We start from the raw sequence: 20158 nt of genomic DNA, 5'->3' as shown, positions 1-20158 counted from the left end.
TATCCATAAATTTGTTTGACCAATGTGAGAGATGTGCTATCCCCTCGGTAGGGAGGCGGCACGCTCGTGACACAATGGCGGGCCGTGGATAGCCCTTGGGCATCGATCGGAGCATCCTGGTTCGAGGAGGGATAAAGTGTCCATATCGAATTCGACCATTGCCGCAGGTGATGCGCCGGCCGCGTCCCGGCGGCCGAGCAAGGTGTTGTCGCGCCGCCGGCGCAAGATACAGAGCGCGCTGGTCGCCTACTCCTTCCTCGCCCCGAATTTCCTCGGTTTTGCCGTCTTTACGCTCGGGCCGATCCTGTTCGCCTTCGTGCTGGCGTTCATGCATTGGGACGGCTCCAATGCGATCACCTTCGCTGGCCTCGACAATTTCTGGCGGCTGTTCGAAGACAAGGTCTTCATTGCCGCGTTCTGGAACACGATCATCTATACGGTCGTCTCGGTCCCGGCGACGCTCGCCTGCGCGCTCGGCCTGGCGATCCTGCTGAATCAGAAGATCTTCGGGCGCGACTTCTTCCGCACGGCGATGTTCTTTCCCTACGTCGCTTCGCTGGTGGCCGTCGCCGTGGTCTGGAACATGATCTTCAACCCCGAAATGGGGCCGGTGAACATGATCCTCTATACGCTCGGCCTGGACCCCAAGGACATGCCGGGCTGGGCAGCCGACCGGCATTGGGCGATGGTGACGGTCATCCTTTTCGGCGTCTGGAAGAGCATGGGCTATTACATGGTCATCTATCTCGCCGGGCTGCAGGGCATCAATTCCGAGCTTTACGAGGCGGCCGATCTCGACGGTGCGAATTCGTGGCAGAAGTTTGTCTATGTCACCGTGCCGCAGCTCGGGCCGACGACCTTCTTCGTCACGGTCATGCTGACCATCCAGTCGTTCAAGGTCTTCGATCAGATCTACATGATCACCCAGGGCGGCCCCGGCACCTCGACGCTGGTCCTCGTTTATCACATCTACAACGAAGCCTTCATTTCCTGGGATCTCGGCTATTCCAGCATGATCGCGCTCGTTCTCTTCTTTCTCGTACTGGCGGTCACGGTCGTCCAGTTCCGCCGACAGAGGGAGGATTGATCCGTGAAGATTGCCGGACGCAAGGTCACCACCAAGAGCATTGCAGTCTATGCGACTGTCATCGTCATCACCGCCGTGATGCTGATGCCTTTCGCCTGGATGCTGTCAGCCTCGCTGAAACTCAGCCGAGACGTCTTCGTTTTCCCGATCGAGTGGATTCCGTCGCAACCACAGTGGCAGAACTACGTGGACATCTGGACGAAGATCCCGCTTGGCCTCTTCATCTACAACACATCGAAGCTGACGATCATCGTCACCCTGCTCCAGCTGCTGACGTCGAGCTTCGCCGCCTACGCCTTTGCCAAGCTCGACTTTCCCTACAAGAACACCCTTTTCCTCGGCTATATCGCGACCATCGCCATGCCCTGGCAGGTCTACATGGTGCCGCAGTTCCTGCTGATGCGCGAATTCGGCCTGAACAATACGCACCTGGCACTGATCTGCCTGCAGGCCTTCACCGCTTTCGGTGTCTTCCTCATGCGGCAGTTCTACATGTCGATCCCGACGGAGCTTTGCGAAGCGGCGCGCATCGACGGCATGAACGAATATCAGATCTGGGCGCGCATCATGCTGCCGCTGTCGAAGCCCGCACTTTCGACGCTCACCATCTTCACCTTCGTCACCACCTGGAACGACTTCCTCGGTCCGATGATCTATCTGACCAAGACCGAGCTGAAGACGATCCAGATCGGCCTGCGCATGTTCATCTCGCAATATTCCGCCGAGTACGGGCTGATCATGGCGGCATCGGTCGTCGCCCTCATTCCCGTCCTGATCGTCTTCCTGTCGCTGCAGCGCTTCTTCGTCGAAGGCGTCGCCTCGTCGGGCCTCAAGGGTTAACGTCATGAATGCCGTTGTGCAGATCGCTCCCCAACCGATCACCGATGCCGAGGTCAAGGCAGCGCTCGATCTCGCCGTCGCCCAGATCCGGCGCAATCTGCCGGCCTTCACCTATGCGTCCCAGAACCATTCCAGCGTCGGCAATTTTTATCCCGCCGTCGAGAATACCCAGTGGACCGCGGGTTTCTGGCCGGGAGAAATCTGGTTGGCGTTCGAGCATACGGGCAACAAGGTTTTTCAGCATGCGGCGCAGATCCAGGTGCAGAGCTTCCTGCATAGGATCGAGAACCGCATCGAGACCGACCACCACGACATGGGCTTTCTCTATTCGCCGTCGTGCATCGCGGCATGGAAGCTGGTCGGCGATGAGGATGGGCGCAAGGCAGCCATCCTGGCCGCGGACCAGCTTATCGAGCGCTTCCAGCCGATCGGCCAGTTCATCCAGGCCTGGGGTCGCAAGGGTGTCGCGGAGGAATACCGTTACATCATCGACTGCCTGCTGAACCTGCCGTTGCTCTATTGGGCAAGCCGCGAGACGGGCGATGCGAAATACCGCGACATCGCGCTCATCCATGCCCGCACGACGCTGGCCAATTCGGTCAGGCCGGACAATTCCACCTATCATACGTTCTACATGGATCCGGTTACCGGGGCGCCTGTGCGCGGTGCGACGAAACAGGGCTACAAGGACGACAGTTTCTGGGCGCGCGGGCAGGCATGGGGCATTGCCGGAATGGCGCTTTCCTATCGTTACGAGCCGATCGACGAATATCGCAAAACGTTCGACCGGCTTCTCGATTTCTATGTCAAGAAGCTGCCGGCCGACATGGTGCCTTACTGGGACCTGGTGTTCTCCGAGAGAGACGGCGAGCCGCGCGATACGTCGTCGGCCTCGATCGTCGCCTGCGGACTGCTCGAAATGGCCGACCTTGTCGAGGCCGACGCCGCCGCGCGTTACCGCGAGCTTGCGCGGCGCATGATGAAAAGCCTTTTCGAGCACTATGCGGTCAAGGATCCGGCCATCTCCAACGGCCTTGTCCTCAACGGGACCTATTCCAAAAAATCGCCCTACAACACCTGCCGCGGCGAAGGCGTCGACGAGTGCGTCTCCTGGGGCGACTATTATTACATGGAAGCCCTGACGCGCCTCTCGCGCGCCTGGTCTTCCTATTGGTGAGAGAATCCGATGGCCAGCATTTCACTGAAAAAACTGAACAAGTCCTACGGCGCCCTCACTGTCGTCCATGACATCGATCTGGAGATCGCCGACAAGGAATTCATCATTCTCGTCGGCCCTTCGGGTTGCGGCAAGTCGACGACGCTGCGGATGATCGCCGGGCTGGAGGAGATTTCCGGCGGCGAGCTCCAGATCGGCGGCGACCTGATGAACGATGTGCCGTCCAAGGACCGCGACATCGCCATGGTCTTCCAGAACTATGCGCTTTATCCGCATATGACCGTCTACAAGAACATGGCTTTCGGCCTGCAGCTTCGCAAAGTCTCCCGGGATTTCATCGACAGCCAGGTTCAGGACGCTGCAAGGATCCTCGACATCACGCACCTTCTCAACCGCAAGCCTAAGGCTCTGTCCGGCGGCCAGCGCCAGCGCGTCGCGCTCGGGCGTGCCATGGTGCGCAATCCGGCGGTCTTCCTGCTGGACGAACCGCTCTCCAATCTCGACGCCAAGCTTCGCGGCACCATGCGCGCCGAGATCACCAAGCTGCACAAGCGTCTGCATGCCACCTTCATCTACGTCACCCACGACCAGATCGAGGCGATGACCATGGCGGATCGCATCGTGGTGATGAAGGACGGGCATATCCAGCAGGTCGACACGCCGCAGAACCTCTATGATCGGCCGGTCAACATGTTCGTCGCCGGCTTCATCGGCGCACCGCAGATGAACATGATGCCATCGGTGATCGAGCGGCGCGGTGAGAGATATTTTGCCTTGTTCGACGGGCGGGAACTGCCATTGCCGGCCCATTTCGACAGAAGCCGCATCGCACCCTACGAAGGCCGCGATCTGGTCATCGGCATCCGGCCCGAGAATTTTCACGAATTGCCGCCGGCCGATATCGCGCCGGAAAACCTGGCGCCCTTCAGCGCGGTCATGGAACTGGCCGAACCGATGGGCTCGGAAATCCATCTCAACATCATCGCCGGAGGACGCAGCCTGATCGCGCGCGTGTCGCCCCGGTTCAGGGGCGCGATCGGCGACGAGGTCAAGCTGGTCGTCGACACCACCAATATGCAGTTGTTTGACAGGCAAACGGAGCGCTCGATCCTTTATTAGGCGAGCGGGAGGAAACGGCCATGCAATGGCTGCGTGACATGTGGACGAAGGAAGGACCGGGCATTCCGAAGAATGCGCCGAAGAAGACCGGTATTGCCCTTTTCGCCGCTACATTCGCCCGCGAATGGTGGGAGATGGTCAAATTGAACATCCTGTTCATTCTGGCCGCACTCTTCGTCGTCACCATCCCCGCTGCGATCGCTGCGACCGCCCGCGTTTCGGTCGCCTTCGTCGAAGACCGCAACACCTACCTCCTGCGGGATTTCGTCGAAGCGTTTTTCCGATATTTCTGGCGTGCGACCGCGTGGGGCCTGGCCTTCACCCTTGCGATCGGCCTCGGCGTCTATGCGATCGTCACCTATGCCGCGACCGCGAAAGACAATCTCGTCCTTGCCCTGCCGCTGACGATTGCGCTGATCGCAACGGTTTTCATCGTCGTCGTGGCCTGCCATCTCGTCGTGCTGATGGTGATGCGTGATCTTTCGGCGCCGATGCTGCTGCGGCTGGCAGCCGTCGCCTCGGTCGTGCGACCGCTGCCGGCGCTCGGCGCGCTTGCATTCGTGGCCGCGCTCTGGCTCGCGCATATCGTTTTTTATCCGGTGTCCGTGTTCATGCCGGCCACCCTCAATTTTTCACTCGGAATGTTCGCCGTCACATTCGGCGTCCATCGGGCAGCGGTCATGGTTCTAGCCCTGCCAATGGCAATACAGGCGCATCGCGAACCGCATGCTGGTGACGCTAAGCATATCTAATCCAGAGACACTTCAGGGAAGGAGAACGGAATGTATTTGGAAAAACTCGGGAGATCGGTGAGGTTGGCGATAGCGGGTCTCGCCATGGCGACGTCGGTCGCGAGCTCGGCATACGCACAGTCGGGCAATGCCGTGACGCTCAAATGGGCGCTGTGGGATTGGGACAAGGTGGCTTATTACAAGCCGCTCATAGCGGCATACCAGGCCAAGAATCCCAACGTTAAGTTCGAATCCGTGGACCTCGGTTCGCAGGACTACCAGCAGATGATCGCCACGCAGCTCGCGGGCGGCTCCAAGGATATCGACATCGTCACCGTCAAGGACGTTCCGAACTACACGAACCTCGTCCGCGCCGGCTCGATCTCGGACCTCTCCGGCTTCATGACGGAACAGAAGATCGATCCCGCATCCTTCGGCGGCCTCGTCGAGGAGCTCAAGATCGACGGCAAGATCTATGCCCTGCCGTTCCGGTCGGATTTCTGGGTCGTCTATTACAACAAGGACATTTTCGACAAGGCCGGTGTTACCTACCCGACCAACGACATGACCTGGGCCCAGTTCGACCAGATCGCCACAAAGCTCGCTGGCGGCATGGGGGCGAACAAGACCTACGGCGCGCTCTTCCACACATGGCGCTCCACGGTTCAGCTTCCCGGCATCCTCGACGGCAAGCAGACCCTCGCGGGTCCGGACTACGCTTTCCTGAAGCCTTGGTATGAGCGCGCGCTTGCCCTGCAGAAGGCTGGTGTCGTTCCGTCCTATGGGTCGCTGAAGACCTCCAATACCCACTACTCGGCGCTGTTCTTCAACGGCACGATCGGCATGCTGCCGATGGGTACCTGGTTCGTCGGCACCCAGATCGCCAAGGTCGCCTCCGGTGAATCGAAGAGCAAAAACTGGGGGATCGTGAAGTTCCCGCATCCGGATGGCGTGGCAGCAGGCACGACCGCAGCGCAGATTTCCGGTCTCGCCGTCAACACCAACTCCGCTCACAAGGCCGAGGTGCTCGACTTCATCAAGTTCGTCACCGGCCCGGAAGGGGCGGCCATCATCGCCGGCACCGGCACGATCCCGACCGTCCGCACGCCGGAAGTCACGGCCAAGATCGCATCGCTGCCGGGCTTCCCCCAGGACCAGGCGAGCAAGGACGCGCTGCAGTCCGGCAAGTCCTTCCTGGAAATGGCCGTCAATCCGAATGCCGCAAAGATCGAAGTAGTCCTCAACCGTGCGCATGACTCGATCATGACCGACAACATCTCCATCGACGGCGGTCTGAAGGAAATGACCGACGGCGTGAAGGCCATCAAGTAACAGCCCGACCCGCGGAGGCCATGTCCTCCGCGGGTCTCTTTTTTTTCGATGAAAATGGTTTGCCCGTGATCTACGACCCAGTTAGAGCCAATCCCCTTTGCGGGAACCCTCTTCTTTCCCGAGCCGACCTTGGCAAGGCGGTGCTGGATCTGTTCAAACCGCTTCTTCCCTATTTTTCGCAAGGCGGCGCACGGGTCCGCCTGAGCGCGACCGGGGCGCATTTCGACCGTGCCGCGGCCGACCTTGAAGGTTTCGCCCGACCGCTCTGGGGGATCGTGCCGCTCGCAGCCGGAGGCCATGATTTTCCGCATTGGGACCTCTACCGCCGCGGCCTTGCAAACGGCACCGATCCCTCTCATCCGGAATATTGGGGCGATATCTCAGATCGCGACCAGCGTCAGGTGGAACTGGCCGCGGTCGGTTTTGCGCTTGCCATGGTGCCCGAACATATCTGGGATCCGCTCGGCGAAGGAGAGAAGAAAACCGTCGCAGCCTATCTTCTGTCGGCCCGCGACAAGGAATTCATCGACAACAACTGGAAATTCTTCCGGGTTCTCATCGATCTCGGCCTGACGCGCGTCGGCATAAGCTTCGACCGGTCCATGACGGAGACCTATCTCGACGAGACCGAGGCCTTCCGGCTCGGCGAAGGCTGGTATCGCGACGGGCCGGTCAAGCGCGTCGACCACTATATCCCCTTCGCCCTGCATTTTTATGCGCTGATCTATTCGGTGCTCGCGAAGGCCGATACTGCGCGCGGCGATGCCTATCGCGAGCGAGCCCGTGTCTTTGCCCGGGATATCCGCCACTGGTTCGGCCCGGATGGTGCCGCGCTTGCCTTCGGGCGCAGCCAGACATACCGGTTTGCCGCAGGTGGCTTCTGGGGCGCATTGGCGTTTGCGGGCGTCGAGGCCCTGCCCTGGGCCGAGATCAAGGGCTACTACATGCGTCATATCCGCTGGTGGTCGACGCTTCCGATCGCCGACCGCGACGGCGTGTTGTCGATCGGCTACGGCTATCCCAATCTGCTGATGAGCGAGAGCTACAACTCCGCAGGCTCTCCCTATTGGGCGCTGAAATTCTTCCTGCCGCTGGCTCTGCCTAACGACCATCCGTTCTGGCTGGCAGAAGAAGCGCCAGCCCCTTCCTTTGCGAATCCTGTTCCGCTCAAGGAGCCCGGCATGGTCGCCATGCATACGCCCGGCAATGTCGTCGTCCTTGCCTCCGGTCAGCAGCACGACAAGATGCGCGGCGCCAACGAGAAATACTCGAAATTCGTCTATTCCACCCGCTACGCCTTCAACATCGAGGCCAATGACCGGCATTTCGCGGCCGCAAGTCTTGACGGGATGCTGGGCCTCTCCGACGACGGCGTGCATTTCCGCATGCGCGAAACGCTCGAGCAGGCGCTGATCGCCGGCGACAGGCTCTATTCCCGCTGGAAGCCCTGGAGCGACGTCACGGTGGAGACATGGCTGGTTCCGGCCAACCCGTGGCATATCCGCATCCACCGCATTGCCGCGCCTCGCGCTCTGCAAACGTCGGAGGGCGGCTTTGCCATCGAACAGGCGGATTTCCAGGCCGACATCGCCAGCCGAGGCGAAGGTCTGGCCGTCTGGTATGGTCGGACCGACACCAGCGCGATCGTCGACCTCTCACCTGCCTTGAGGCGGGAGGGCCATGCCATGAGCCCGATCGCCAATACCAATCTCATTCACGCAAAGACGCTTCTTCCCCAGCTCCGTGGACAGATCGAGGCAGGGGTGACGCTGCTTGCCGCGGCGGTCATCGCGCTCCCCAATGACGAGGTCGACCCGGCCTTTCTGCAGTCCGTCCCGGCATGCCCGGATGTGGCCGAGCTCGAGCAACTGTTCCGCACGCAAGGCCAGGTGATCCCCGCCTTCAACCTCTCCGGTACCAGGTGAGGCAGGCGAGCACGGCCTGGCCTATGCTCACATGCCGCTTCAGCCGCCTCTCACCGATCCGCGCCAGATGAGGTCGGCATCAAGTCTTCGGGAGTTCATCTGAACCGGCGTGACCTGATCGAGCCAGGCCACGGCTTCGGCTGCAATGCGGTCGACGGGCTGGGCAAAGGTCGTCAGATTGTAGGAGGACCAGGATGCCTGCTCGATGTCGTCGAAGCCGACGACGCAGAGTTCGGACGGTACCACAAGGTTGAACTGATGCCGGGCGGCATCCATCAAGCCACAGGCAAGCAGATCGTTGACGCAGAAGATTGCGTCCGGCCGCTTCTCGCGGGTGAGCAGCCGCTGTGCCAGCACCGCGCCGCTCTGATAGGTGGTCGAGCCGAAACGCTCGACGGTCACCTCCAGGCCATGTTCGCGACCGGCAGCACGAAAACCCTCCTCGCGGGCCATCAGGCTCGGCGTCATCGCTTCGGAATTGGCGAAGGCGAAGTTGCGACAGCCGGCGCGCAGCAAGGCGATGAAGCTACGCCGGGCCGCATCACGATCATTGAGGTTGATCATCAGGGCGCCCTCCCGATCCTCGTCGCGGTTGATCAGCACAAGCCTTTGTCCGCTCTTCAGGCAGAGATCGGTGATCGACCTGTCCGGCATGCCGGAGAGGATGATCGACGCATCGGCGCGGTAGCTGATCGCCTGGCGGAGCGCCTGGTCGACGCTGTCGTCGGAGCGGTCGGTATTGATCAGCATGGCGATCTTCGAGGCGCTCTGGAGCTGGCCGGTGAGCGCCCGGATGAGGCTGGCGCGGTAGGGCGTGTCGAGTTCTGAAACGATCAGGCAGACGATGCCGCTTTCATTGCGCATCAGCCCGCGGGCGAGGTGGTTGACATGATAACCCAGAGCCTCGGCCGCCTCGATCACCCGTCGCCTTGTCTCCTCCGAAACACTTGCACCGGGCGTAAACGTGCGCGAAACGGCCGACCTGGACACACCGGCCCGGTCAGCGACTTCCTTGGCGCTGACAAAAATCTTGCGGCTCATCGCCCTCTCCCTTGCCTCAATCAATGCCTATTTTTGCAAGCGAGTGCAACAAGCAGATGACAGGAAATGCGGCCGCTGGTTCGATTCTTTAGCAAATTGTTATTGACAAGATCCACAGCGACGTGGAACCATTGCACACGCTTGCAAAGGCGGGTGATGTGGAGGCATCGCCATAATCTGGGAGGATAATCATGCGCTTGGCTCTCACAGCCGTTGCCGCTTTGGCGGCCGGCTTGACTACGAACGTATCGGCGTCTCGTGCCGCGGAAGAACTCAACCTGATCTGCTCTGCCGACGTGGTCATCTGCGAGATGATGCAGCAGATGTTCCAGAAGGATACCGGCATTCAGGTGAACATGGTTCGCCTGTCGTCCGGTGAAACCTATGCCAAGATCCGCGCTGAAGCCCGAAACCCGAAAACGGACATCTGGTGGGCTGGCACGGGCGACCCGCATTTGCAGGCCGCGACCGAAGGACTGACCCAGGAATACAAGTCGCCGCTTCTCGGGGAGCTTAACGACTGGGCGAAGAAGCAGGCCGAAAGCTCCGGCTTCCGCACGGTCGGCGTCTATGCCGGCGCGCTCGGCTGGGGTTACAATACCGAACTCTTCAAGCAGAAGAACTACAAGGAGCCCAAGTGCTGGGCCGACCTTCTCGATGCCTCGTTCAAGGGCGAGATCCAGATGGCCAACCCGAATTCGTCCGGCACCGCCTACACGGCGCTGGCGACGCTCGTGCAGATCATGGGCGAAGACAAGGCCTATGACTATCTGAAGAAGCTCAACGCCAACGTTTCGCAATATACCAAGTCCGGCTCGGCACCCGTCAAGGCGGCCGCCCGCGGCGAGACGGCGATCGGCATCGTCTTCATGCATGATGCGGTGGCTCAGACGGTCGAAGGCTTCCCGGTCAAGGCGATCGCGCCTTGCGAGGGCACCGGCTACGAAATCGGCTCGATGTCGATCGTCAAGGGCGCTCGCAACCTGGAGAACGCCAAGAAGTGGTATGACTGGGCGCTGAAGGCCGACGTGCAGTCGCACATGAAAGAGGCGAAGTCCTTCCAGCTTCCGTCGAATGCCAAGGCGGAAGTGCCGAAGGAAGCGCCGAAGTTCGCCGACATCAAGCTGATCGACTACGACTTCACCAAATACGGCGACCCGAACACCCGCAAAAAGCTGCTCGAGCGCTGGGACAAGGAAATCGGCGCGAGCGCCAACTGATCCCGATCGCCATCGTCGCGCTGCGGCTCGGCCTGTAGCGCGACCTGACTTTCCATGCTCTCGATGAGGTCGCGGCCGGCCATGGACAATCGCAATCGCAGACTGGACCTTGTCCTTGCCTTCGGCGCCGCGGCCATGGTCGTCTTGCCGTGGTACCGGATCGAGAAGGGTTTTCTGTCATTCTCCTGGCTGGGGGACTTCCCGGGGGCGGCCTCGGCTGCTCCCGGGATGCTGCAGATCTTCGTGCACGGCCGGCTTTGGCTGTTGGCCGCCTTGCTCGCACTTCTCGGCGCCGCCGCGGCGCGGTTCGTGTCAGACCCGATGCGGCGCGGCACGCTTCTCGCCTGGGCGGGCGGCTTCGGCATCGTCTTTCTCGCGCTTCAGGGGCTCGCCATCGGCAATACCGGCTGGAGCTGGACGATCACCCAGACGCTCTTCGGTGAGCTCGCCGGCGGCCAGTCGTCGATGGGGGCCGGCGCCGTCCTGATGTCCGTGGTCTTCGTCCTGCTCTTTTCCTTCGGCCTTGCCGAAAGGGGTGTGATGCGCGGCGACGCGTTTGTCGTCTCCACCATCTCGGTGCTGATCTTCCTCGTCACGGTCTTCGTCTTTTATCCGATCGGCAGCATGTTCATCGGTGCCTTCCAAGACTTCGACGGTTCGGTGAATTTCGATGGATTCAGCCGCAACATCGCCGAATCCTCGATCTGGAGCCTCGATTGTCTTGTCGGCGGCACACGCTGCGGGATCGCCTGGCGCACGCTTTTCCTGGCGATCATGACGGCTGCGGGCTCGACGCTGCTCGGTCTCGCCTTCGCACTGGTCGCAACCCGCACGCATTTTCCCTTCAAGAAAGGTCTGCGGCTGCTGACCGTGCTGCCGATCATCACACCGCCCTTCGTCATCGGCCTTGCGCTCACGCTTCTGTTCGGCCGCGCCGGTGTCGTCACCCAGGGCCTTTCGTCGGTCTTCGGCATCGAGCCGAGCCGCTGGCTCTATGGCCTCACCGGCATCTGGATCGCCCAGGTCCTTTCCTTCACGCCGATTTCCTTCCTCGTGCTGATCGGCGTCGTCGAAGGCGTGAGCCCCTCGATGGAGGAGGCCTCCCAGACATTGCGCGCAAATCGCTGGCGCACCTTCTGGCGCGTTTCCCTGCCGCTGATGAAGCCCGGCCTCGCCAACGCCTTCCTGATCGGGTTTATCGAAAGCATGGCCGATTTCGGCAACCCGCTGGTGCTCGGCGGCAGTCACGGCGTGCTTTCGACGGAAATCTTTTTCGCCGTCGTCGGCTCGCAGAACGATCCGGCCCGCGCCGCGGTGCTTGCGATGATCCTGCTCTGTTTCACCTTGTCTGCCTTCCTCGCCCAGCGGCTCTGGCTTTCGGGCAAGAATTTCGCGACCGTCACCGGCAAGGGCGACAGCGGCGCCCATATCGCGCTGCCCCGCCCGCTTTCGATTGCTGTACACATGCTCGTCATCCCCTGGATGATCTTCACGCTCGTCGTCTACGGCATGATCATCTTTGGCGGCTTCGTGAAGACCTGGGGCCTCGACAACACGCTGACGCTTGCCCATTACGCCAAGGCTTTCTCCGTCACCGTCCGCGATGGTTCGCTGGTCTGGACGGGGGTTGCCTGGAATTCCTTCTGGACGACGATGGAGATCGCGCTGATCTCGGCGCCGCTGACGGCTGCCGTCGGATTGGCCACGGCCTATGTTATCGTGCGGCAGAAATTTGCCGGCCGCGAACTCTTCGAGTTCGCCCTAATGATGAGTTTCGCCATTCCCGGCACGGTCATCGGCATCAGCTACATCATGGCCTTCAATCTGCCGCCGCTCGAAATGACCGGCACAGCCCTGATCCTCGTCGCCTGCTTCGTCTTCCGCAACATGCCGGTCGGGGTGCGCGGCGGCATCGCCGCCATGAGCCAGCTCGACAAGAGCCTCGACGAAGCCTCGATGACGCTCGGAGCGACCAGCTTCCGCACCATCCGCAAGGTCATCCTGCCGCTCCTGAGGCCGGCGATCACCGCAGCACTGGTCTATTCCTTCGTCCGCGCCATCACCTCGATCAGCGCCGTCGTCTTCCTGGTCAGCGCCCAGTACAACATGGCGACCTCCTATATCGTCGGCCTGGTCGAAAACGGCGAATACGGCGTGGCGATCGCCTATTCCTCGATGCTGATCGTGGTGATGATTGCCGTCATCGCCGGCTTCCAACTGATCGTCGGTGAACGGCGGCTGCGGCGTGAAAACCGCATCTCGGCCTTGCCCCCCCGCGTTCCGACCTCCCTGCAGCAGGAGAAAATCGCATGAGCCTCACCCAGGCCGGATCCGTCGTCTTCCAGAACGTCCGCAAGACTTTCGGCGCCTTCACGGCCATTCAAGACCTGTCGCTGACGGTCGAGCCCGGCACGCTGGTGACTTTGCTCGGCCCATCCGGCTGCGGCAAGACCACGACGCTGCGCATGCTCGCCGGCCTCGAACATCCGAGCTCCGGCCGCATCCTGATCGGCGGCAAGGACGTCACCATGCTGCCGGCCAATGAGCGGGACGTCTCGATGGTCTTCCAGTCCTACGCGCTTTTCCCGCACATGAATTCGCTCGACAACGTCGCCTACGGGCTGGAGTCGTCCGGGCTGAACAGGAGGCAAGCGCGTGAAAAGGCCGAACACGGGCTCGAACTCGTCGGCCTTGGGGGCATGGGACGCCGTCTTCCCGCTGAACTTTCCGGCGGCCAGCAGCAGCGCGTTGCCGTCGCCCGCGCGCTGGTCCTCGAACCCCAGGTCCTGCTGCTCGACGAGCCGCTGTCGAACCTCGATGCGCGGCTGCGCCGCCGCGTCCGCACCGAAATCCGCGAGCTTCAGCAACGCCTGCAGTTCACTGCCGTCTACGTCACCCACGACCAGGACGAGGCGCTCGCGGTCTCCGACAAGATCATCGTGATGAAGGACGGCGAGATCGCCCAGGAGGGCAGCCCGCGCGACCTCTACGAAGCACCGGCTTCGTCCTTCATCGCCGACTTCATCGGCGAGGCGAATGTCGTGCCCTGCGAGATCATCGATATCTCGGGCACACAGGCGACCGTCGGCATCGAAGGCCTGAGGCATGTCGTGCCGGCGCGCGGTGCGAGGCCCGGCCGCGGCAAGCTCGCGGTAAGGCCGAATGCCATCACGGTCGAACCGGCCGAAAGCGCCGCCTTTTTCGGGCGGATCAGGCACACGGCCTATCTCGGCGACCATATCGAATACGAGGCGGAAACGAGCGGCGGGACGTTGTTCATCGTCGACCCGTCGGTCGACCGCCCTCTTCCTCCCGGCACACAGGTCGCCATCGGCCTCAAGAGCCGCGGCATCGCCATCATCGCGGAATGAAAGATCCGCAGACAGGGACACGTTTCTTCATGAACAATAACGAGCAGCACATCAGGGATCGCCACGCGCTTGCCGAAAAGGTTGCGCGGGAAGCGGGAAAGGTCGCGTTCGACTATTTCAGCCGGCGCGAAACATTGGTCATCGAAACCAAGGGCGATCCGCAGGATGTCGTTTCGATCGCCGACCGGGAGGTGGAAAACCTCATCCGCGACCGCGTGTCCGAAACGTTCGCGGATGACGGCTTCCTGGGCGAGGAATACGGGCTTGCCGAGGGCAGTTCCGGTTATACTTGGGTCGTCGATCCGATCGACGGCACCAGCCCGTTTGTCAGCGGCATGCCCAACTGGTGCGTCTCGATCGCCGTTCTCCACGACAGGAAGCCGGTCGTCGGCGTCATTTTCGTGCCCTGCTACGAAGAAATCTATTCCGCAGCGGCCGGACAGGGCGCCACGTTGAACGGCAAGCGGCTTTCGCTCGATGGCCGCAAGACGATCCGCAACGGGCTGACCGGCATCGGCGCCAACCACCATGTCACGCCGGCCGCGGTCGGCAAGATCGTCAACGATCTCCTCGAGGGAGGCGGCAATTTCGTCCGGCTGGGATCGGGCGCGCTGATGCTCGCCTATGTCGCCGCCGGCCGGCTGGTCGGCTATTACGAGCCTTATATGCACGCCTGGGATTGCCTCGGCGGCTATTGCATCGTCGAGGAGGCAGGCGGCTGGTACCTGCCCTTCCCCACGGAAGGCGGGCGGCTCACCAAGGGCGCGCCGGTACTTGCCGCCGGCCCGGGTGCCGTCAGCGATCTCAAACGCATCGCCGGTGTCGGCGCAGGGGATTCGGCGGCCGCCTAGCCGCTTCATTCACGCGCCGTCCGAGCCTTGAGGTCGGCGGCGCGCAGAAAAGGGTCCTTGTCGGACCCAGTCTTCGGTTCATGGTCAAGGGAGGAAAACATCCATGAAAATCGTTCTTGCTTCAGCAACTGCCGCAACCACATCGCTGCTCATGGCGTCGAGCGCGATGGCCGTCACCGAGATCCAATGGTGGCACGCCATGACCGGCGCCAACAACGAGGTCGTCGAGCAGCTTTCCAAGGAATTCAACGAGGGCCAGAAGGACTACAAGATCGTTCCTGTCTTCAAGGGCAGCTATCCGGAAACGCTGAATGCCGGCATCGCCGCCTTCCGTGCCAAGCAGCCGCCGGCGATCATCCAGGTGTTTGACGCAGGCAGCGGCGTGATGATGGGTGCCCAGGGTGCCATCGTGCCGGTCGCCGACGTCCTGACGAAGGGCGGCTACAAGTTCGACAAGTCGCAATATCTGCCCGGCATCGTCGCCTATTATTCAAAGCCGGACGGCACCATGCTGTCCTTCCCTTATAACTCCTCGTCGCCGATCCTCTATTACAACAAGGATATCTTCCAGAAGGCCGGCCTCGATGCCGCCAACCCGCCGAAGACCTGGCCGCAGGTGTTCGAGGCGGCCAAGAAGATCAAGACCAGCGGTGCTGCCCCCTGCGGCATGACCTCGACCTGGCTCACCTGGATCCAGACCGAAAATCTCGCCGCCTGGAACAACGTCTCCTATGGCAGCAACGAAAACGGTCTCGCCGGCGTGGACGTGAAGCTCGCCGTCAACTCCGACTTCTTCGTCAAGCACTTCCAGTCGATCGCCGATCTCGGCAAGGACGGCACCTTCCGCTATGGCGGCCGCACTTCGGAAGCCAAGCAGCTCTTCACGTCGGGCGAATGCGGTATCATGACGGAATCCTCCGGCGGTCTCGGCGACATCATCAAGACCGGCATGAACTACGGCATCGGCCAGCTTCCCTATTACGAGGGCGCCGGCCGGCCGCAGAACACCATTCCCGGCGGCGCCAGCCTCTGGGTCTTCGCCGGCAAGAGCGATGCGGAATACAAGGGCACGGCGGAATTCTTCAACTTCCTGTCCCAGACCAAGATCCAGGCCCGCCTGCACCAGGTCTCCGGCTATATGCCGGTGACGATGGCCGCTTATGACGAAACCAAGAAGTCCGGCTTCTACGACAAGAACCCCGGCCGCCAGGCACCGCTCCTGCAGATGATGGGCAAGGCGCCGACCGAGAACTCCAAGGGTGTCCGCCTCGTTAACCTGCCGCAGGTCCGCGACATCATGAACGAGGAGTTCGAAGCGATGCTGGCCGGAAAACAGGATGCCAAGACGGCGCTGAACAAGGTTGTCGAACGCGGCAATGCCGCGATCCAGCAGGCAATCGAAAAGTAAGCATCGCAGGCCGCCCGTGTCTTGCCGGCACGGGCGGCCCCGTTCGCATCCCAAGGGAGCCCGCCCGTGCAAAGCGTCGTCTTTCCGAACAAGATCCTACCCTATTTCCTGGTCGCGCCGCAGATCGTCCTGACGGTCATCTTCTTCTTCTGGCCCGCAAGCCAGGCGCTCTATCAATCGGCCATGCGGGAAGACCCGTTCGGCCTGCAGAGCAATTTCGTCGGATTGGCAAATTTCAGGTTGATCCTGTCGGACGAGAATTACCTTCATGCTCTGCAGGTGACGATCGTCTTCAGCGTCGCGACCGCCCTGCTCTCGATGGGCCTGGCGCTGCTGCTGGCGACGGCGGCGGATCTGGTGGTGCGCGGCAAGGGCTTCTACCGCACCATGATGATCATTCCCTATGCCGTGGCGCCGGCAGTTGCCGGCATGCTGTGGCTTTTCATGTTCAATCCGGCCATGGGGACGCTGGCCTATCTTCTCAGACGCAATGGCATTGCCTGGGACCCATTGCTCAACGGCGATCAGGCGATGGTGTTGGTCGTGGTTGCTGCCGCCTGGAAGCAGATCAGCTACAATTTCCTGTTCTTCGTCGCCGGCCTGCAGGCAATCCCCAAATCGCTGCTGGAGGCCGCCGCAATCGACGGTGCCCGCGGCAGCCGCCGCTTCTGGACGATCGTCTTCCCGCTTCTCGCGCCGACGACCTTCTTCCTGCTTGTCGTCAACACCGTCTACGCCTTCTTCGACACGTTCGGCATCATCCATTCCGTGACCGGCGGCGGGCCTGCCAAGGCGACCGAGACGCTCGTCTACAAGGTCTACAACGACGGTTTCGTGAACCTCAACCTCGGCTCGTCCGCCGCCCAGTCGGTGGTGCTGATGGTCATCGTCATCGCGCTCACGGCTTTCCAGTTCCGCTTCGTCGAGCGGCGCGTGCATTATGGTTGAGGTGACCCGATGATTGAGAACCGCCCGCTCGCCACCCTCATGGGGCATCTGATGCTGATCCTCGGCATCGTCATTGTCGCCTTTCCGATCTATTATACCTTCATCGCCTCGACGGCGACGTCGACCGCCATCATCCGTCCGCCGCTGTCGCTGCTGCCCGGCGGCCACATGATGGAGAACTACACCGAATCCATCTCGGGCGGCGTCGAGCGCGTGGTCGGGGTGAGCCTCGAGCGGCTGTTGTTCAACAGCTTCGTCGTGGCGATCGCGATTGCCATCGGCAAGATCGTCATCTCGTTTCTTTCGGCCTTTGCGATCGTCTTCTTCCGCTTTCCCTTCCGCATGGGCTTCTTCTGGATGATCTTCATCACCCTGATGCTGCCGGTGGAAGTGCGCATCCTGCCGACCTACAAGGTCATCGTCGATCTCGGCCTGATCGATACCTATGCGGGACTGACGCTGCCGCTGATGGCGTCGGCGACCGCCACCTTTCTCTTCCGGCAGTTCTTCCTGACGATCCCGGGCGAGATGGTCGAGGCGGCCCGTATCGACAATGCGGGACCGTTTCGCTTCATGCGCGATATCCTTTTGCCGCTGTCGACGACCAATATCGCGGCACTCTTCGTCATCCTGTTCATCTACGGCTGGACGCAATATCTGTGGCCGCTGCTGGTCACCAATGACGCGAAGATGAACACGATCATCATCGGCCTGCGCCGCATGGTCGATTTCGCGGATGCCTCAACCCCCTGGAACTACGTCATGGTCACCGCGATCCTGGCGATCATTCCTCCCGTCATCGTCGTGGTGCTGATGCAGCGCTGGTTCGTCAAAGGTTTGGTGGAGACCGAGAAGTAATGGCAAGGATTGAACTCAAGGACGTCCGCAAGGTCTATGGCGGCAATATCGAGGCGATCAAGGGCGTATCGCTCGATATCGAAGACGGCGAGATGATCGTGCTGGTCGGCCCGTCCGGCTGTGGAAAATCCACCCTTCTGCGCATGGTGGCGGGTCTCGAAGGCATTTCTTCCGGCGAGGTCACGATTGCCGACAAGCGCGTCAACGAACTGGAACCCGCAGAGCGGGACATCGCCATGGTTTTCCAGAACTACGCACTCTATCCGCACATGACCGTGCGGCAGAACCTCGCCTACGGCCTCAAGAACCGAAACACCCCGAAGGATGAGATCGACCGCCGCATTACCGAGGCGGCGCGCGCGCTGGAGATCGAGCCATTCCTCGAACGCAAGCCGCGCCAGTTGTCCGGCGGCCAGCGCCAGCGCGTCGCCATGGGCCGCGCCATCGTGCGCAAGCCGGCCGCCTTCCTCTTCGACGAGCCGCTCTCCAACCTCGACGCCAAGCTGCGCGTCCAGATGCGCGTCGAGATCCGCCGCCTGCAGCGCTCGCTCGCAACGACCTCGATTTACGTCACCCACGACCAGATGGAGGCGATGACGCTCGCCGACCGGCTGGTCGTCTTGAATGCCGGCCGCATCGAGCAGGTCGGCACGCCGATCGAACTCTATGAGAAGCCCGAGACCACTTTCGTCGCCACCTTCATCGGCTCGCCGTCCATGAACCTCATGAAACTCGGTAACGGCGCCGGCTGGAAGATGTCGCCGGAGGCGCGACTGCCGAACAATGCCGCCACGATCGGCATCCGCCCGGAGGACATCGTGATCGTCAACGGCAATGCTCCCGGGCCTGTCAGGGCCGAAGTCCAGGTGGCGGCGGTCGAACTGGTTGGCGCCGAAAGCTACGTCCATGCCCTGACGGCTGACGAAAGTCCTGTCGTCTTCCGCGTCCCAGGCCGCTCCGGCATCCGGATCGGCGAGACCATGGCCCTGACGGCCGACGCCGCCCGTTTCCATCTGTTCGATGCGGCGGGAAAGAGGGTTTGACGGACGTCTGCCAACACCCGTTCCGTTGGAAGATCACCGGCTGTGGCGCAGCCCGCATCGCGCTTGCTTAGACGTCCAGACGGTAGCGCTGCTGGAGGATCTTGCAGCAAGCCGGGTCGCTGGAGATTTCTCCCTGTTCTTGACACGCGGTGCGCCGAGGAGATTTTTCGGCAAGACGAGGACGGACTGCCAGGCCGATGGTCATCAACGTGGCTGCGGCACTCGGCAACGGATCTGCCAGGGTGAGCACGCATTGCCCCGTCGTGTGAAGGGGACAACAAGGGCAGCCCGGCCTTCGAGAAGTACAACAAGCGCTGTCGGCGCTCTTTGGTACCTCGAGCCGACGATCGGGCGACGTCGTGCTGGAAGCTGGCCACGACACCGCCGACGTATTTGTAGCCGTCCTGGTACCGCGCGCCAGCAACAGGCTCACCGAATGGAACGGCACCCGAAACCTTCCACCCACGCGAGAAAGGGCTCTGGATCAGAAACCGCGCTATAGGGACAGGAACTGGCATCTTCTCGGCGCTTTGCCGCCTGAGTGCCTTGCTCGAACGCCAGGCAAAGCGCGTGCTCAATAGCCAATGGCGTGTCGCCGTATTCACGGTCGACGTATGCGGTGAAAATTTCCTTGCAGCGAGCATCCAGCAGTTTGCACCTCCAATCTTAGGGCAGAAAGTTATCCGCTCTCGGAATGGCATTGTCTGCAATCGACCTGTACAGCGTATGAACGAGGGGAACGGGACTGGAAAGGTGCCGGTCCTGGAACCCAGTGTCGCTTCGGGAATTATGGCCTTGCGGAATAGAGGTGAATTTTCGAAGGTGACGACATGCGTATCATCGACGATTGGCTGGAGGACTGGATTTCAGAGCGAAGCAATGTCTTGGCAGATGATGTGGTTTCCCTCCCAGGTCGCCTACGACAATCAGCGCTCGACGAGGGTTACTCGCCAAAGACGCTCGAACGCGCCAGCAACGGCGATCTGAACCGGTTCGTTCGACGAGCCGTCGTTCATCATCTGATTGCGCAGTCCGCTATCGCGCCAGTCATGCCACCCTCCCTCGAGATACGAGCTTTCCAAACGGCTTCGTCCAGTGCAAGAAGCTCCTGCAGTGCAGGGCAAGCCGTTTAGCCGGTCCGCGAAGTTCGCCCGGTGCGCTTTGTGGCACGGCATGGCGCGGGGTGATGATGTCCCGAGAGGTGGTG

General features: G+C 61.5%; 16 protein-coding genes. 15 read left to right on the top strand and 1 reads right to left on the bottom strand.

Annotation, left to right across the window (positions count from 1 at the left end; all coding sequences use genetic code 11):
* The first annotated feature begins 136 nt into the window (after positions 1-136).
* From GQ59_RS04730 to GQ59_RS04700, 7 genes are all read left to right on the top strand, one after another.
* On the top strand, positions 137-1087 hold the full coding sequence (locus tag GQ59_RS04730) for a carbohydrate ABC transporter permease (protein ID WP_037078285.1): 951 nt from the start codon (positions 137-139) through the stop codon (positions 1085-1087).
* A gap of 3 nt (positions 1088-1090) precedes the next feature.
* Positions 1091-1927 carry a carbohydrate ABC transporter permease gene (locus GQ59_RS04725; RefSeq protein ID WP_037078283.1) on the top strand — a complete coding sequence of 279 codons (837 nt, stop codon included), beginning with the start codon at positions 1091-1093 and terminating at the stop codon, positions 1925-1927.
* A 4-nt stretch (positions 1928-1931) separates the two neighbouring features.
* Complete coding sequence (locus GQ59_RS04720) at positions 1932-3104, top strand: glycoside hydrolase family 88 protein (protein WP_037078280.1); 1173 nt, start codon at positions 1932-1934, stop codon at positions 3102-3104.
* 9 nt (positions 3105-3113) lie between these two features.
* Positions 3114-4223, top strand: a complete 1110-nt coding sequence (locus GQ59_RS04715; protein ID WP_037078277.1) for an ABC transporter ATP-binding protein — start codon at positions 3114-3116, stop codon at positions 4221-4223.
* A 20-nt stretch (positions 4224-4243) separates the two neighbouring features.
* Positions 4244-4975 carry a DUF624 domain-containing protein gene (locus GQ59_RS04710; RefSeq protein WP_037078274.1) on the top strand — a complete coding sequence of 244 codons (732 nt, stop codon included), beginning with the start codon at positions 4244-4246 and terminating at the stop codon, positions 4973-4975.
* Positions 4976-5005: 30 nt separating this feature from the next.
* Positions 5006-6286 (top strand): ABC transporter substrate-binding protein, encoded by a 1281-nt coding sequence (locus GQ59_RS04705; RefSeq protein WP_037078273.1) that lies wholly within the window; start codon positions 5006-5008, stop codon positions 6284-6286.
* Between the two features lie 65 nt (positions 6287-6351).
* Entirely contained in the window at positions 6352-8211 is a 1860-nt protein-coding gene (locus tag GQ59_RS04700) for a DUF2264 domain-containing protein (protein WP_037079084.1), read from the top strand.
* Between the two features lie 39 nt (positions 8212-8250).
* On the opposite strand, the gene GQ59_RS04695 is transcribed toward GQ59_RS04700, so the two are convergent.
* A complete protein-coding gene (locus GQ59_RS04695) occupies positions 8251-9252 on the bottom strand; it encodes a LacI family DNA-binding transcriptional regulator (RefSeq protein ID WP_037078272.1) in 1002 nt (333 codons plus the stop codon).
* Positions 9253-9443: 191 nt separating this feature from the next.
* Here GQ59_RS04695 and GQ59_RS04690 point away from each other — a divergent pair, with 191 nt between their 5' ends.
* The 8 genes from GQ59_RS04690 to GQ59_RS04655 all read left to right on the top strand — a co-directional run bounded on the left by GQ59_RS04690 (position 9444) and on the right by GQ59_RS04655 (position 18951).
* Positions 9444-10472: an ABC transporter substrate-binding protein gene (locus GQ59_RS04690; protein ID WP_037078270.1), complete on the top strand. Its 1029-nt coding sequence runs from the start codon at positions 9444-9446 to the stop codon at positions 10470-10472.
* A gap of 81 nt (positions 10473-10553) precedes the next feature.
* Positions 10554-12785, top strand: coding sequence for an ABC transporter permease (locus GQ59_RS04685; RefSeq protein WP_037078269.1), 2232 nt, complete (start codon positions 10554-10556; stop codon positions 12783-12785).
* The gene (locus GQ59_RS04680) at positions 12782-13843 is read left to right on the top strand and encodes an ABC transporter ATP-binding protein (protein ID WP_037078268.1); all 1062 of its coding nucleotides are present in this window, start codon (positions 12782-12784) and stop codon (positions 13841-13843) included. The genes GQ59_RS04685 and GQ59_RS04680 overlap by 4 nt, the downstream gene beginning before the upstream one ends.
* A gap of 29 nt (positions 13844-13872) precedes the next feature.
* Positions 13873-14694 carry an inositol monophosphatase family protein gene (locus GQ59_RS04675; protein ID WP_037078267.1) on the top strand — a complete coding sequence of 274 codons (822 nt, stop codon included), beginning with the start codon at positions 13873-13875 and terminating at the stop codon, positions 14692-14694.
* Between the two features lie 103 nt (positions 14695-14797).
* Positions 14798-16102 carry a sn-glycerol-3-phosphate ABC transporter substrate-binding protein UgpB gene (ugpB, locus tag GQ59_RS04670; RefSeq protein WP_037078265.1) on the top strand — a complete coding sequence of 435 codons (1305 nt, stop codon included), beginning with the start codon at positions 14798-14800 and terminating at the stop codon, positions 16100-16102.
* Positions 16103-16168: 66 nt separating this feature from the next.
* The gene (gene ugpA, locus GQ59_RS04665) at positions 16169-17050 is read left to right on the top strand and encodes a sn-glycerol-3-phosphate ABC transporter permease UgpA (RefSeq protein ID WP_037078264.1); all 882 of its coding nucleotides are present in this window, start codon (positions 16169-16171) and stop codon (positions 17048-17050) included.
* A 9-nt stretch (positions 17051-17059) separates the two neighbouring features.
* Positions 17060-17908, top strand: a complete 849-nt coding sequence (ugpE, locus tag GQ59_RS04660) for a sn-glycerol-3-phosphate ABC transporter permease UgpE (protein WP_037078263.1) — start codon at positions 17060-17062, stop codon at positions 17906-17908.
* Complete coding sequence (locus tag GQ59_RS04655) at positions 17908-18951, top strand: sn-glycerol-3-phosphate import ATP-binding protein UgpC (protein ID WP_037078262.1); 1044 nt, start codon at positions 17908-17910, stop codon at positions 18949-18951. Before ugpE ends, GQ59_RS04655 begins: the two co-directional genes overlap by 1 nt.
* Positions 18952-20158: the final 1207 nt, after the last annotated feature.

The sequence above is a fragment of the Neorhizobium vignae genome (genome assembly GCF_000732195.1).
In the GTDB taxonomy this organism is placed as follows: domain Bacteria; phylum Pseudomonadota; class Alphaproteobacteria; order Rhizobiales; family Rhizobiaceae; genus Neorhizobium; species Neorhizobium vignae.
Note: the sequence above shows the minus strand (reverse complement) of the source record. Positions and strands in the feature narration are given on the sequence as shown.

What these genes read in the sequence shown, in the direction of transcription:
- GQ59_RS04655 (WP_037078262.1), top strand. Translation starts at nt 17,908, where the DNA reads ATGGCAAGGATTGAACTCAAGGACGTCCGCAAGGTCTATGGCGGCAAT.
- GQ59_RS04710 (WP_037078274.1), top strand. Translation starts at nt 4,244, where the DNA reads ATGCAATGGCTGCGTGACATGTGGACGAAGGAAGGACCGGGCATTCCG.
- ugpE (WP_037078263.1), top strand. Translation starts at nt 17,060, where the DNA reads ATGATTGAGAACCGCCCGCTCGCCACCCTCATGGGGCATCTGATGCTG.
- GQ59_RS04695 (WP_037078272.1), bottom strand. Translation starts at nt 9,252, where the DNA reads ATGAGCCGCAAGATTTTTGTCAGCGCCAAGGAAGTCGCTGACCGGGCC.
- GQ59_RS04705 (WP_037078273.1), top strand. Translation starts at nt 5,006, where the DNA reads ATGTATTTGGAAAAACTCGGGAGATCGGTGAGGTTGGCGATAGCGGGT.
- GQ59_RS04685 (WP_037078269.1), top strand. Translation starts at nt 10,554, where the DNA reads ATGGACAATCGCAATCGCAGACTGGACCTTGTCCTTGCCTTCGGCGCC.
- GQ59_RS04715 (WP_037078277.1), top strand. Translation starts at nt 3,114, where the DNA reads ATGGCCAGCATTTCACTGAAAAAACTGAACAAGTCCTACGGCGCCCTC.
- GQ59_RS04690 (WP_037078270.1), top strand. Translation starts at nt 9,444, where the DNA reads ATGCGCTTGGCTCTCACAGCCGTTGCCGCTTTGGCGGCCGGCTTGACT.
- GQ59_RS04675 (WP_037078267.1), top strand. Translation starts at nt 13,873, where the DNA reads ATGAACAATAACGAGCAGCACATCAGGGATCGCCACGCGCTTGCCGAA.
- GQ59_RS04680 (WP_037078268.1), top strand. Translation starts at nt 12,782, where the DNA reads ATGAGCCTCACCCAGGCCGGATCCGTCGTCTTCCAGAACGTCCGCAAG.
- GQ59_RS04720 (WP_037078280.1), top strand. Translation starts at nt 1,932, where the DNA reads ATGAATGCCGTTGTGCAGATCGCTCCCCAACCGATCACCGATGCCGAG.
- ugpB (WP_037078265.1), top strand. Translation starts at nt 14,798, where the DNA reads ATGAAAATCGTTCTTGCTTCAGCAACTGCCGCAACCACATCGCTGCTC.